The following is a 15,851-nucleotide window of genomic DNA, read 5'->3' on the forward strand; positions in this document are numbered from 1 at the left end:
ATCTTATGGAAAAAGAAAATCATCAAAATGTACTACTCAATAAAACACAAGATTATTTTAAATATATGCGTATTCTTTCTATGATCTATGTAACATTTCTGATGTCTGCAACAGTGATGGCATACAAGTTAGTTGACATATGGGGAATCGTAGAACCAGGCTCAACACTTATTTATACCTTTACCTTTTTTCTTGGCAATATTTATGCAGAATTGTATGGTCAAAATTATACCAAGAAACTAATATGGGAATCGATTATCACTGGTTATATTTTTGCCTTCCTTATAACGTTAATTAATTTTTTTCCTTCCCCAAGTTATTGGAATTTGTATGAAGAATTTAACAAGGTAATTGGCCATGTATTAAGATTTACAAATGCCGGGGTTATCGGATATTTGTTAAGTGCATTCTTAAATGCGTATTTATTCACAAAATGGAAATATAAATTAAAAGGAAAATATTTTTGGGCTAGAAGTCTTTTGGCATCCTCAATTAGTGAAGGATTCGCAACATTTATCGCGGGTTTCATTACATTTATAGGAATGATGCCCACAATGAAAATTTTAACCGTCATGGTTAATGCGCTTTTATTTAAAATTGCGTACGGCTTTATAGCCGTTTGGCCCGCAACATTTATTGCTTATGTATTAAAAAGGAATGAAAAAAAAATAACAGAGACCCCATTAGTACCTTTCTTAAATTAAATATTAAAAAAAGTGCGCGACTCCAGCAATGTTGCTAACACATAAATATTAATTGGTAATGGAATTACCGTATATAAATCACTAGTTGGATTTAAACATTTTATAAATTTCTTGTTCGATGAATTTATCATAATTTGGCGAAACACATAATGATTCCCTTCATCTTTTAACAAACAAAAATCCCCATTAAAAGGTTCTTTTTCTTTTTCAAATACAAGAATAGTATTTTTAGAAAACTTAGGCTCCATGGAGTCGTCATTCATGCTCGTCGCAAAATAATTCTTATTATAATCTAAGTCAGCAGCAATAAATTTTTTACTTTTTGTAAGAGCCTCACTTATTCCATAAACTTCTATATCCTTAAATTCAATATAAGGTATTTTCCTTTGTGTATTCAGAGAATGGGTATCATTAGTATCTAATTCAGCGTTAGAAATTAATTCATGTAATGAAATTTTGAAATAATTAGCAATTGGAGTTATTGTTGATAATTTTGGATTTTGATTTATTCCTGTGATTATTCTATTAATCATTTGCTGAGGAATACCTATTCGTTTCGATAGCTCGTTCTCACTAATACCTTCTTTTTTTAAAAGTTTTTTTAGATTTATTCCAAAATAATTCATAAGCAATCAGCAAATATTCAAAATCTCATATTAATTTTGTTGATTATTACACTTTAGAGTGTAATAATCAACTCTACACTCTAAAGTGTATCCTAAATATCCCAAACTAAAAATGGCCCAGGGAAAATATACATGATTATTGCAGAGGTCTTAATTAAATAAGAAACGCGTAATCATGTTTCACACTCTTGTATTCCTAAGCCTATTGCCTTTATTAGGCTCAAAGATACAGAAGGAAATGTAAATTTAGCGCATTTTAATTATTTTATATTGCCTAAAAAAAATGAAAACAGGTACTAAATAGATGTAAGAGAGGGAGTTGTGGATACAATAAAAAATAAACTTAATAGTTTTGAGCTTAATAAAAATACTAGGATATTCTTTAGCCTCAAAAAACAGAAGCTAATACAGCAGGTATTAATAAATACTATAATGATTAGAAAAAATTGTCTCATAGAGGATCTTGCCAAAATACTTAATATCGATCCTAAAAAGCTTCATCGAGTATGGCGGGGAACCGATAAATTGCCCGAAACAAAATCAACCGAACTTGTTCATCTCTTCTATATATTAACGAACTGAGCCTGTAAATTATTCTGTGTAACTGTCATGTGTTAAACAAACTCAGTCAACCGCTCTTCGAATTCAATCATAAATCGATTAAGGGCGGAGAGACTATGTCGCATTTAGGATCCATTTGATGCGCTCACGCTCATGAGGCAGTTACCCGATTGGTTCAATGACTACAATGAACATGCGCCCCATAAAGGGTTAAATATGAGGGCGCCAAGACAATTTATCAATAGTGCTTTGGCTGGCTAAGCGGTTCGGTTTTATAGGGGCAACTCCACTCTTAAACGTTTTGACGAATGCCTCAGCCATTCCATTACTTTCAGGGCTATAAGCTGGGGTGGTTCTCACATCAAAGCCAAGTTTCCTAGCAAATTAACCGGAAAAAGCAAGCCTTTCCCCTCGGATGTGAGTTCATTTGGGGCTTTATGCTACGTGATACTCCCTCTAATTTCCACCCAAGTTTTCTGGCAAAAAATCGAATTATTTTTTTCCGAAATTATAATCGATGGTGGAATTTCAAAATTTGAAGTAACTAACTTAAAATCAATTGGCATTTTAAAATCACATTTCCAACCATCTCGATCCATATAAAATCCTTTGTCTTGTAAAGGAAAACTAGGCAAAGGATCAGATAATTCATTTCCTGAGGCCAGTAATAGCTCAACAATAGGCTCAAGATGAGTGTATGGCTTAGCACCATTATGTGGTAATGATGAAATTATAGTTTTCATGTTATTTTCCTCTCATAAAACGGTTATTCAACGGGTAGCTTATAACGGGTTTTGTAATATTGGCATAATTAGGAATATATAATTGGGGTAATCCACCAACCCCATATTTTGGATTTGCGCGAGTGATTCCGAAAGCTGCTGGTGTATCCTCAATAATTTCAAATGCCGTTACGCCTGGCCGATATAATCCATTTCTTGGTGAAACCTGCAAGCCTTCAAACAATGCCGTTGCATCTAATTTTGAGCGGTGTATAGCACTTGACGTTGTGAAGAAGCCCGTTACTCCAGGTTCTCCGGCATAAACTATAGTTCCCTTTTTAAGAGTAATATCTCTATATTTATCAATCCCGGGATAATCTCTACTACCTTGAAAACCTTTTGCCGCCACTGAAGGTGACGACTTATTAGGAACCGTTTGTAGTAATTTCTCAACGGCAATCGTTTTTGAACCAGCCTTCCCTAGCGCTTTTAATGTGGATATTAATTTTCCTCCAGGCACTAATCCAAAAGCTGCCTCACCTCGATTAATCTCCCACCCTGTAAGTGGATCCTTACCAAACCACATCTGCTCTGCAGCTTTTAATTGTCCCACAATAGGAATAAAATCCAAAGCAATAGAGCCTGCTATTTTTAAATAATCAGACGTGGTTAGTGATGTCCCTGTCTCCGACGCAGGTGAGCCTGAACCCCAAATTCCTAACGCTTTTGGACCGTATCTTAGAATTTCATCACCATAATTTTCCCAAATTTTTCCAGCCGCTTCGCTAAGCTGGGTTTGCTGAGCTTTATCATAAAAACCATCTGGGATGGCAGAATAGTTATTATCCTCTACCGGAATAGCACAATATCCACCATTGTACCCTTCAGAAGAGTGCACAGGAACATTGCGCTCCTCTTCAACCAATTGCGGTGACTCCCGATAGTCATTAAGCTTTTGTTTGGTCTCTTGATAATCACTTAATAAACCATCGATAGATAATTCATTCATAGTCTCATTATACTCATCCAGATAATGAGGCGATGCCATACCGGACACCACGGCGTTTCCTATCACACTACCTAAATTATCCCCTAAAACGTGTAGGGCATCAAAATGAGTGCCTGTGGTGAGTGATTGAGCGCCAGCTCCTGTCAGGGTTTGTAGCTCTGCGCGCAGCATGCCAGTGTGGTTATCCAGAGTTTCGAGTTTTTTCCCGAATTCTTTTCCAGCTTTTGAACCCATTACACCCCCGGTTAGGGTGGCTACTCCTAATTCAGTCCAGTCGAAGTGTTGATGGCGTCTTATGGTGGTGTTAAATGCCTGGCTTGCGGCGTTTTGCTCCATCATTTCAACGGCGCTAGCGGAATTAAAGTATTTATAGTTGTAGTTATTCAACTTATTGGAAAGGTTTTTAAAGGTACCTATATTTTTTAAGCCATAACCTATGCCTGCCGTAGCCGCGGTGGCTAAGCCGGATATCAAGGCCCCGCCAAAATCGACACCACTTTGCATGCCCATAAGATTGGCTGCAGTTTGGCCGGCTATGCTGCCAACGAAGCCTGCCGCAAGGCCTACGCCAAGCACAGAGCCAATACCCGCAGCCCCCGCGGTGCCTGTAATGGTACCACCTAATGCGGATAATCCTGCTGAAAATATAGAACCCGTAACCCCCATGCCAATGGCGAGTGCGCCTGCGGTTAACACGGTTGCTACTGTAGCCACAACCGCAACAAGGAGCTTGCCCCAAAAATTCCCATGCTTGGGTTTCGGTGGTTTTGGCGTTGGCGTTGCGGCGTTCGCACTGGTGTTGCCAAGCATTTTATTCGCATCTAAGATACGATGCGTAGCGTGGGTGTGATGTTGCCCTGCGGCGGCTGGGGGAATGGTTAGGCGTTGACCTATGTAGAGCTTGCTATCTCCTCCGGCAATCGCGTTACGGTCGCTGATGCCGTTGGCATCGGCGATTAGATACCATAGGCTGCTGTCTCCGTAAACTTGCAAAGCTATTGATTCCAAACTGTCGCCTGATTTTAAAGTGTAGGTGCCAATGTTATCTTGGGGGGCTTCTACTGGCGTTGGTGCTTTGTTAAATGAGTCTTCTGTTGCGCCAATCATGGACATGAGCTCTGCCATCATCTCTCGCTGCTCTTTGTTCAGTTTAATATGGCGAGCAGTAGGACCTCCAGTGGGCGTAAAGCCCCCGTAAATATCAAGCTCTTGTTTGTCTGCATCCACGCGCAGAGAGCCTATGGTTTTTCCCGCAATGGATAAATAGCTGGTAGAGGAGCTGTTACCGTCTTGGCGTATGCGCAAACCATCGATAGAGCTGTATAAATACTTAATATTAGAGGAATGGTTGTTTTTATCTACATAAGCGTCCTCAACATTGTTTAAGAGACCATTTTGATCATAATTACGCGTACTGACTCCACGGGTTTTTCCTGTACTATGATAGTCGGTTCTAACCACTGAATCTGTCTTTTGCTGGTAACTATCCCAAAGCTCGTAGGTGTAACTATGGGCAATTGTGGAGCCATCCTTCTTCTGAGGACCGCCATTATTGGTAATTATCATATCGGTAATGTTATCTACCGTATCATAAGAATAATTAACATAAGAAATCTCTTTTTTATTCTGATCTCGAATCGATTGATGGGTTAATAAACCATCTGTGTAAGTAAGGGTGGTAACTTGTGACTGATGGCCCTGCTTGTCATAAGCGTATTCTTCGGTAACACGCCCAGCTAAATCATAGTTTTTGGCCTGGAGCCTTTTCCCATCTAAAGAGACCTCTACAAGCTGATTCGCCTGATCATAGACATAATGATATTTTTTTAATTTCCCGTTCTCATAACTTTCTGCATCGCTCACATTGCCAGCGTTATCGTAAGCCAGACGAGAACCTTTGGTGCCGAAAACAATTTGCCCATTTTGTAACTCGCCTTTATTTAGGGTCATGCGATTGTTTTCATCGTAGAGATAATAAGCTTCACTTGCCGTACCTGAGCGAGTGCCGCTTGCTTTGGCTTGTACTGCGGTGTGGCGGATATTGCCTACTTCATCATAGTCGTAATCGACCCACAGCAAAGACTTATCGGCATTAGGTAGGTCATCCGGATTATGGCGGCGTACCGAGCTTAAACGTCCTAGCTCATCGTAAGTGTAAAAGTCGGTTTCATAGAGCCAACTGTCTTTGATATTTTGCGAACGGCTGGATAGCTTGCTGCGCATTTGACCTTCCAGGTCGTAGCTGTAGCGGACGGTTTCCTTACTGGCTCTATCTTCGTAAGTAATTAATTGCCCATCGCCTTGGTATTGGCGATAAATATTTTTACCACTCGTAGAGGACTCATGGAGTAGCAAGCCATTGACGTTGTATTCATAAGTCGTGGTGTGATTGCCTAAATCGGTATGCCGCAGTAAATGGCCATAGGCATCATACGTCCAGGTTTGTTGTTTTTGGCTCGCATCAACCTCTTTGATTTTATGCCCATAGTCGTCATATTCATAGGCGGTAGCGAATCCGCGAGCGCTCGTTTTTCTTATCTGATTGCCTAAGGTATCATAAGTAAATGTTGTTTTCTCATTCGCTCCATTTTCCTGAACAAGTAATTGTCCCACTTCATCATAGGTATATTTTTGTTTGTTAAGCTCCTTTTGGCTGTTATAGGTGCGCACCTGGGTGAGGCGGTTTTCATGATCGTAGGTGTATTCCGTGATGCCATGTAATTCATTCTCGGTGGAACTTAATTGCCCTAAGAGATTGTACTTTTTGCTTCGTGAAATTCCTTTGGCATCGGTTTCCTGAATCACATGCCCTTCAGCATCATAAGCCCGGGTAGTGCGATGGTTTTTGGCATCAATTGCCGCAATTACTTGTCCTAATTCATCGTAAGCAAATTGATTCACCGGCTTAATACGGCTTCTTACGCCCTGCTCATTCATGAAGGAAACTTCGGGCAGCTCTTGCCTGGTCACTTGATTAAACAGATTGTATTCATAATGGGTGGTGTATCCCAAAGCATTGGTATGGGAAAGCACATTCCCCCACCGGTCTATGCTTTGCGTTTGCCCTGACTCGACGACCTTACGTAGTCCATCTTTATCGAGGACATCGACCGTGTACTCTCGGACTTGCGAGAGTAGGTGGCCAAGGGCATCGTAGGTGGCATTTTGCCGTTGTAGCCGTTGGTGCAAATTGCCATCATTAAAATCCATGCACTTGCTAAAATATTCTCCACCTAAATCAACTCCACGCTCACCACCCTCCGGATGAAAACCATTGGCCGAGGTGACAATCTGCGTTACTTCGTCGGTGGCATCATAAAGGAAAATTTGATAATAGCCTTGTACATTGGAACGCCAAGCATGGCCTAAAAGATCATAATCAATATGGATGTGGGACTTACCTTCCATCCCTTTTTCTGTCATTTCACCAAAAATATTATAGCGTGCCTCCTCTATATGCTGTTGGTTATTTTCTTTATAACTTCTGGTTTTTACCAAATTATGCTCGCTGTCATACTCATAACGTATGTCGCGAATCTGTTTTGAACCATCAACCCGCCCCACTGTTTGGAAACTGCGTACTAAATTGCCCACTTCATCATAGCTGTAGTTTACGGTATGGTTCATGGCATTCGTTTCGCTAATCACCTGACCAAAGGCATCAAATGTCGCAGAACTTACCTGGTCGGCAGCAGAGATACCTTTTACTACGAAGCCCTTATTCTCAGTCAATTCCGCTCCATTCGCCCATTTATGGGTTTGAAGCAAATTGCCTAAGGCATCATAGGAATACGTCGTCGCGCTACGAATTTTTTGACCGGGGCCGATTTTCGCCGTTAACTGACCTAAAGCATCGTAATAGCAATAAGCAGTATTGTTTTTCGCATCTGTGGTTTCCACTAAATGCCCCATCGCGTCATAACGGTAATAGGTGGGGATATCTTGGCGTATCGTTTCTAACTTACCCTTAACTAAACGGGAAAATTCTACATTTTTTAGGATCTTAGAAGTTACTTGTCCTAAAGCATCATAGGTAAAGGTTACGGTGCGATCTTTGGAATGACTTGCTGGTAGAGAATATCCATTGACATTGGCTTTTTGCGTACGCGAGGCAAATTCGGTACAGCATTCTACTTCGCCGAAGGCATTAAGTTCATACGTTGTGAGGTATCCCTCTGCATCGATTTGTGCGGTTTGCTGGCCATCCTGATTATAATACATTAGAGTGATTGCATTGCGGCTGGAGTCAAGTCGCTTGATTGTTTTGACTATCTCACCAAAGGCATTGTATTCGTTGCGAATACTTGGTTGTACTTTACTGTACGTTTTATCCCGCGGATTATAGGTAAGCACGGCATCGCGCCTGGTTTCAATGAGGCGATCATCTAAATCATAGTCATAAGACTCGGTGCGATCGGCATTGCCTTTAATACAAGCCCGGGAAATTTTCTCGGTGCTGTATTCATCCAACACCGCAAGCTCTTTATCATAGCGAATTTTTTTAGTTACTCGGCCAAACGCATCATAATCATATTGAGTTAAGGCCCCCCGAGTGTCTACCTGATAAACGAGCTGGCCTTGCATATCATAAGCAAAATGCTGCCAGCGGCCAGCACGGTCGCTGCGGGCAATTACTTCGCCAAAAGCATTGTAGGTCGAAAGCTCGCTTAAATCTTTACTAATTTCCTGACGCTGAGCAGATCTCGCCTCGCTGGCATTATTTACTTTTATGCCAGGATAAGTCGTTTTGGTGAGACGGTTCATTGCATCGTATTCAAAGCAACGTTTTTGGGCAATACCTTCAGCATCGCGTGTTTCACTAATCACATTACCAAAACTGTCATATTCTTTTTTGGTACTGATTGAGCGTGGCGTTGCTTCGTTCATGATCGCTACTTTAGGGGAGCGCGTTTCGGTTAATCGATTTAGTTCGTCGTAACGATAAGTCCAAACTGCTTTATTCGCTTCTATTTTTTGCGATACATTGCCATTGCTATCGTATTGGTAACTGGTTTCCAGGTTCTTGGCATTGACATCTTTTTCCAGGCGGCCCAGCGCATCATAGCTGTATTTACTACTACGTGCGTTGCTGTCTTCAGCCAGAAGCTCATCTAAGCGGGCTAGTGTGTTCTCTTTAGTAGAGGCTCGTTGGCCGTGGGTAATCTGAGAGATAACATTACCCACGTCATCATAGCGACGCTCCACTACTTGGCCCTCGGCGCTGATGCGATAGCGTTCACGTCCTGCCGTGTCATAAACAAAATAATTAGTGCGGTCTTGATTACTGAGCACCAAGGAGTCTAAAGCCAGGCTGGTAGCATTATCGCCCGTAATTAAAGTGGCGTAGCGCGTGCAGGAAATGACTTGGTTTAACTCGTTGTAAGTATAAGATTTGGCAATACCTTGCGGGCTGAGTTCGACCGTCATGCGACCGGCTTGGTCATAGGCGTAGCGGGTTATTTTATTTTGGCTATTGCTGGTGCAATTTTTCTGGAAGTATTCCAGGTTGATTTCGGCTTTTTTACTGATAGAAAGAGGGGTTGCATATTGAATACGTTCGATAACCTGACCATGCGCATCATAACGTGATTCCGTCACTGAGCCAGTGTTATATTGAAAACATAACTGATTTAAACCATCGTAGGCAAAATACTCATGGCGCACCCTGGTTCGCTCTAGCTCAATCGGTTTTCCTGCTTTTAAATCCTCGAGAGAAACCGCTACCGCACTTTTAGTTATGCTAACAATATTGTCATTGCTATCATACTTATATAACGTAGCATAACCTAAAGCATCAAATAATTTTTCCAACCGCCCAGCTGCATCCCATTCGCGAAAGGTGTATTGATCTTTAGCATCCTTGGCCAACAGGGTACTTAAGCTGGACTCGGAATAATTTCCCCCTAATGTTATCGGTTTTGCATAAATGATGGTTTGTGCTTCACAACCATTGGCATTGTAAATGTGCTCGGTAACAACCCCTCGTGCATTAATTTGGTAACGGCATTGATTATTCACATCATAAACGTAATGCGTGCTATTGCCGCGTGCATCGGTTTGGCAAATCAGATTATCATTTTCGTCATATTGGTAGTATGTGGCGAGATTTAAATTATCAGGATCTTGAATGCTTGCCGTGCAGCGGTCTAAATTATCCCAGGTGTACGCTGTTACTTTGTCATGTCCATTCCGATTCACTTCCGTTTTGCGCAACAACAGGCCTCGCGCATCGTAGCTGTACTCAGTGATGAGATTTAATCCTTTAGGGTCAACACAGGATTTAACTAATAATCCCTGATCATTATAAGTAAACTGAGTTACTCGTTTATTTTCGCTGATTTGTATTTGTCGACCAATAGCGTCATAGGCATAGGAGGTAACAAGATTCAGCCCATCTGGATCGAGCGTTTTGGTAAGGACATGGCCTTGGGCATCATAGGTGTAGGCTATTTTATGGCCGCCGGAATCCTCTTGCCACTGTAATTGCCCGGCGGCATCATAATGATAGGCTTTAGTAGCATTTTCCGGGGCATCTACACGGATGAGCAAACCCCGTTCATCATAACTAAAGGTGGTGGTATTTTTATTGCCATCGATCAAACTTAACTTGTCACCAAAAGCATTATATTCAGTAATAATTTCTGAGTTTCGTTGAGGGTCTTTCAGGGTTAATTTATTATTTTGATCGTCATAGGTATAATGCCTGATTTCTCTTTGCAAATTATCCGACTCACTAATAACGCGACCAAATGCATCATATCCTGTTTTTTTAAATTTATTTTGGGGATTCGTAATCTTAATTTGCTCTCCACGTTTATTCCATCCATAACGTGTAGTCTTTCCCCGCCCATCAGTATATTTATCCATAAGACCAAAGGCATCGTAGTGCATTTTTACCGCCCGATTTAAACCGCCAAAATCGTCAGTTCGCTGCGACAATAAACCGCGTCGGTCATAACTATATTGTGTACTCTTACTATGAGTCGCATCAATAAATTCAATGCTCTGTTCTAATTCACCAAAAGCATTATATTTGGAAGTGACTACTCCTTTGGCTCCCTTATGTTGCGCGACGACCTGACCGATGGAGTTATATTCATACCAGCTGGTTTCATCAAAATGCTCATCTTTTACCTGTTCTAAATAAGCCTGAATGTCTTTAAGCGTTACGGTTTTCAAACTCTTTAATGATAGTGGCGCACTGTATTTACAAGTGGATTCGATTTGATTCAAAGCATTATAACGAGTTTCTACGATACCTCCTTGCGCATTGACGGTAAATTGCAATTGGCCATATTCATTATAAAAATAGCGGCTCGTGCGTTGCAGTGCATCGGTCTTGGAACGCAGTAGACCGGCATTATCATAAGCATAATGAATACTATGCTCTTGCCAAATCTGCTTAATAGCCTTATCGGTTAAGGATTGCTGCTTGAGTTTAGCACAACCTAATTCGTCCAATTCCTGAATAATACGCCCTAAAGCATCATACCGATATTGTTGTTCTCTGATAGCACGGGTTCTTGCATCCATCCGGCTTTTACTAATAAGCAGCCCCATCTCATTATAGGTGTAGGTGGTAGTTAAGCCATTAGGGGATTTCTCTTCACTCAATTGCCCCAAATCATCATAGGTGTAATAACTATGATGATCGTTCCCATGCTGCGGTGGGCGGATGGTTTCCAAAGATTCACTGCCAAGTTCAAATTCAGCGGCAATTGCGGTGGCATAGGCAATACGTTCTATTAATTGGCCATTAGCATCATAACGGTATTCGGTCAGATAGCGCTCACCATCAACGCTAGCAATTTTTTGCCCTTGCGCATCATAAAAGGTGTAGGTATGAATATCAGCGCTTTGCGCACTGGGCTTATCGAGTTGCCAATCCCCGCTCAATGCGTTGGTGATTGCTTGACTATAACGAATGGTTTCAATCACATGCCCTTGGCGATCATAGCGGTATTCACTAACATAGCCTTCAGCATTAAGCTCAGCCACAACATTACCATTTAGATCGTAATAATAATGAATGCTGCGATCGTTCGTGCTGGAGTTTAGCTTTAAAGAAGTTTTAGTCAATAATGTTTCAGGTTGATAGTCCGCCAGGCGTTGTGCATAAGCCGTTTTACTGACTATTTTCCCTTCAGCATTATAGGTGTAACCAATCACGGCTCCAGTCGCATCGATGCTGTAAGCAACGCGTTGATATTCATCATAAATTATTTGACTGATACTGTCTTTTTTTGTGCTCACAGGAATAATTGATGCAAACGCAGGATAATGCTCCAACCAACCTTCAGTACTTATTCGTTGGCTATATTGATGAGTTTGCACTAACAAGCCTTCCTCATTATAGGAGTACCTTGTTAGTTGACCTTGTTTATTTACCTTGGCATTTAGGCGACCTTGGGCATCATAAAAATAAAAAATGTTTAAACCATCTACGCCAGTTTCAGCAATCAAGCGGCCAGCCTCATCATATTGATACGAAGTGGTGCCAAAATCATGGTGTGCATCCAAACAATGAGTTGCAATTAACAAACCGCTCCGGTCATATATTTTTATTGTTTGTAAGCCATTGGCATCGGTTTGGATGATTTGTTGATGAGCATCATCATAGCTAATATTTTGCGTGTGTCCCTGATTATCTATGGTTTGAATTAAGCGGCCCATATCATCATAGAAATAATAGGTGGTACTCCAGCCATTTGCTGTAGGGGTACTTTTCTCACACAAACGCCCAGCGGCATCATACACCGTATGACTGCGCGTGGCTTGTGCATCCAAAATGCCGAGTCCTTCCGCGGTTACATGCGAATAATGAGTCTCTTCGCTTAATTGACCACGCCAATCATAGCTGTATTCCACTAAACTAATTTGTTGCGGATTTTGCTGAGCACTCCATTTCTCCATTTGCTCCTGATTGAGGCAACTATCTTCTGCTAAGGAACTTAAATTATAAGCAACCTTTAGATAACAGCGGCTACTGGTCAATTGCCCCTGTAGATTATAACGATACTCGGTAACGGTGCCATCCGCAGCAATAATAAAACGTAAATGCCCTTGAGCATCATAGGTATAACGCGTGGTTTTCGGCTTAATGGGATGATGATTGCCGTCAAAGGCTTGATAGGTAGTTTCTAAAAGCAAATGATGTTCTGCATCAAAACTACGTTGGGTTATGTGTCCATTAGGTTCCTGAATGTAGATGCAATCACCAGCCTCATTATAACGATAATGCCATACTTGCGTACCTTGAGTAACGCTGATTAAGTGATTTCCCTCATAACGGTAACTAATGCGATAATTTTCTGGACCTTCTACTGCAATCAAGCGATCACGCTCATCGTAAAAATAGGTCCAAGACTCCCCAAGACTATTGGTTAAGGTAGTATGTCCTGATGCATATGTATACGTGGTACAGCACCCTTCCCCGTCGATTAACTTCTGCACGCGTCCTTGAGCATCATAGTCAATGCTTAAGCGGGTACCATCAGACTGTTTGACCGTACTAATGCGGTTGGAGTCGCCTACATAATCATAGGTTATCCAATAGCTTTTCCCATCGCCTAAATCACGGCTGACTTTATGTAAGCGCTGGTGCTCATCATAGTCGTAATGGATGTGATGCACTTGTTGCTTATCGCTAGACGTTGTAATGTCGGTAAGTAAACCACGGTTAAAAGTCCAGGTAACTTTCTGCCGTTCACTAGTACTGACAATCGAGCTCAAATGCCCATCCACATAGTTAAATTTAAGGTGATGATTATCCTGATCGCTAATTTGCATTAGCTGCCCATTGCGATCATATTCATAGCTTGTTTTGCCACTACCATCCTTATAAATCCATCCGTTGGTGGTAAAACGCAAATTAGCGGTACCACCTTCTTCAGGTACATATTGTTGACGGGTAGTATTCCAGTTAAAACGTGCCCGATGCCCATCTTCTCCAATGCGAATAACATAAGAGCCCTCCTGGTTTGCCTCACCATGTAATTCAATCCGCGATTGCACGTTAAAACACCAGGAGCCACCCCGCTCGCCTAAAGAGTTGTAGGTTTGAAATAAATCAAAGCCAAAACCAATATCTGCGAGAAAACCATCGGAATGTCGTAAGATTAAGTTTCCATTAGCAGCATTAACATAGGCTGACTCACCACCTTGGCCTAAGGAGGAACTCCCATGCGTTGCATGCCCTCCCATACCAATAGATGAGCCATAAATTCCTAAACCAGTGCCAGTAATTGTTTGTGTCATGATACATCCTACGAGTAATTTTTCTTTTTTATACATCTCAAGTTGGGTAATCGCACCGCGAACTTGCACATCATTCCATTTCTATCAAGGTACGCTTAAAAACAGGGTTATTGGATGTGAGGCGCCCCCGGGAATATTTTTAATAACTAAAGTAACCTCAATATCTTTCGTTGCCATTGGCACATTGGCCTCTGAAAAAAGTTTATTATTTTTCAACTTTAACCATGGTGGTGGGCTATATCCCTCAACAAAACGGATTTCATAAGGCATATTTTCATATTCAGGCCATACATCACGATTGGCTACAAAATCATGGGCAAAAGGCTGTCCTGGGATAAGTAACGGTAGTTGGGGATTATCCTGCCTAAATCGAGGAGTAAGAGTTTCGTCAATACTTACTTGCAAAGGAACTCTTATTTGTGCAGAATCTCCTCCGGTATGCGTATTGGCATGCAAGGTAATATAATATTTTTTGCCCACGGCACTTTCAGGAATATATCCCTCTAATATTTTTGGATTTTGTGGAGAAATTTGTATTCTAAATGCTTTTGCAATATCAATTTTTTCAGGTTCGGGCTCAATTTGATCAATCATTACTGCAAGAGAGGAGTCTTGAGCAGGATTCTTAAGATATTGTGATAAATCAACGGAAAATTGCTCCTCAACTGATTGCTCTAATTCAAACAGCTCGATGCTTGGTGTTTTACTGCTATCGTAGGCTACCGGTATTCTCAGTTCATATGGATTTTCTGAATCACCCCCAGTATTAGAGGTAGCCGTGACGGTTAGGATTGCCATATCGCCAGCCAAGGCCGGATTTGGCTTTCCTTCAAGTACCAAATTATTTTCAGCACTCAGCAACAAATTTGACTTAACTTTTGAATTGTCATCAATTTTAAACGTTATTTGATTGGTGACATTAAACCCAGGGGTATTCTCGAGCAAGGTCATTAAATTGAGTTGGTATGTTTTATTAAGCGTGGCTCCGGGGATAGGGACATTAGCTTTAAAGCGGGGTTTATCTTGTGTTTTGTATTCCACATTAATGGTCATATCGACTCGGGATGTAGACCTTTGTCCTTTAGTAGCCCCTACCTGAAATTTAATACTCCCGACTTTTTTCGGAGTTCCTTTGAAAGAAAAATCCAGAGGATCAAAAGAAAACCCGTAATTATTTAATTTTTGTTTATCAGCGTCACTCATAAGTAGAGAAACAGGAGCATTTTCAAAATAATTGTTTACAACATTCCTTAACGGATATGTAAACTCAATGCCCATAGTAGCTTTTTGCGGTGGAATAACTTGCATCGATAAAGGGCGGGGAATAATAGTAACTATAGATTCCATCGGATAAGAACGAGGTTGATCTCGATGATACGTGACAAAAACAAACTTAGCCGAATATTTTTGCCCAATCTTCAAAGCGTTGGTGTCAAGAATTACATTCATGTTACAAATAGCATTAAGGTAGGGTTTACAACCTAGGTCATATGGAAGAGTTGGGCATGGAGCTCCCAGACTTTCAACGCGAACATCTACAGGAGAGGGAATGAAACCCCAGTATTTTGAACCATGCAAATAACTGTATGCCATAGTCATAGGGATAGTTTTTACCTCTCCCTTATAGGCCGTAAGCTCAATACTATTGGTACCGCTTTCCTTAAAATAAAGAGCGACGTTTTGGCGATGACGGCATTCGCTACCCCAGCAAACACTCCACAACAACATACAACCAAACAAAACTAATTTTTTCACCACCAAATCCTTTAAACAAAAATAACCGGGCACATCAACAGCAAACGCTGATGTGAATTAATGATTTTTTGGTTTAAAACTCATGTGTCACACATGAAGTAGAGGAAAAATAGGATGATGAGAAAAAAGGTGCGATGTTGGCTAACTAGCGATAATGTACATTCCATAAGTTGGTTCTTGTATATTTTCTTCATGATTTAATTCCGTAATTTCCATG

General features: G+C 41.1%; 5 protein-coding genes. 1 reads left to right on the forward strand and 4 read right to left on the reverse strand.

The features are described from left to right. The first annotated feature begins 5 nt into the window (after nt 1-5). Nucleotides 6-704: a queuosine precursor transporter gene (locus tag J2N86_RS13770; protein WP_252580049.1), complete on the forward strand. Its 699-nt coding sequence runs from the start codon at nt 6-8 to the stop codon at nt 702-704. Here the strand turns inward: J2N86_RS13770 and J2N86_RS13775 are convergent. From J2N86_RS13775 to J2N86_RS13790, 4 genes are all read right to left on the reverse strand, one after another. After that, nucleotides 701-1,330 (reverse strand): XRE family transcriptional regulator, encoded by a 630-nt coding sequence (locus J2N86_RS13775; protein ID WP_252580051.1) that lies wholly within the window; start codon nt 1,328-1,330, stop codon nt 701-703. The two genes, J2N86_RS13770 and J2N86_RS13775, sit on opposite strands and share 4 nt — an antisense overlap. A 1,001-nt stretch (nt 1,331-2,331) precedes the next feature. Continuing rightward, nucleotides 2,332-2,634, reverse strand: a complete 303-nt coding sequence (locus J2N86_RS13780; RefSeq protein WP_252580052.1) for a hypothetical protein — start codon at nt 2,632-2,634, stop codon at nt 2,332-2,334. A gap of 1 nt (nt 2,635) precedes the next feature. Continuing rightward, entirely contained in the window at nt 2,636-13,879 is an 11,244-nt protein-coding gene (locus tag J2N86_RS13785) for a pre-toxin TG domain-containing protein (RefSeq protein ID WP_252580053.1), read from the reverse strand. Between the two features lie 84 nt (nt 13,880-13,963). Continuing rightward, nucleotides 13,964-15,634: a hypothetical protein gene (locus J2N86_RS13790; protein WP_252580054.1), complete on the reverse strand. Its 1,671-nt coding sequence runs from the start codon at nt 15,632-15,634 to the stop codon at nt 13,964-13,966. Between the last annotated feature and the right edge of the window lie 217 nt (nt 15,635-15,851).

Source organism: Legionella lytica, from assembly GCF_023921225.1.
GTDB lineage: Bacteria > Pseudomonadota > Gammaproteobacteria > Legionellales > Legionellaceae > Legionella > Legionella lytica.

What these genes read in the sequence shown, in the direction of transcription:
- J2N86_RS13775 (WP_252580051.1), bottom strand. Translation starts at nt 1,330, where the DNA reads ATGAATTATTTTGGAATAAATCTAAAAAAACTTTTAAAAAAAGAAGGT.
- J2N86_RS13780 (WP_252580052.1), bottom strand. Translation starts at nt 2,634, where the DNA reads ATGAAAACTATAATTTCATCATTACCACATAATGGTGCTAAGCCATAC.
- J2N86_RS13770 (WP_252580049.1), top strand. Translation starts at nt 6, where the DNA reads ATGGAAAAAGAAAATCATCAAAATGTACTACTCAATAAAACACAAGAT.
- J2N86_RS13785 (WP_252580053.1), bottom strand. Translation starts at nt 13,879, where the DNA reads ATGACACAAACAATTACTGGCACTGGTTTAGGAATTTATGGCTCATCT.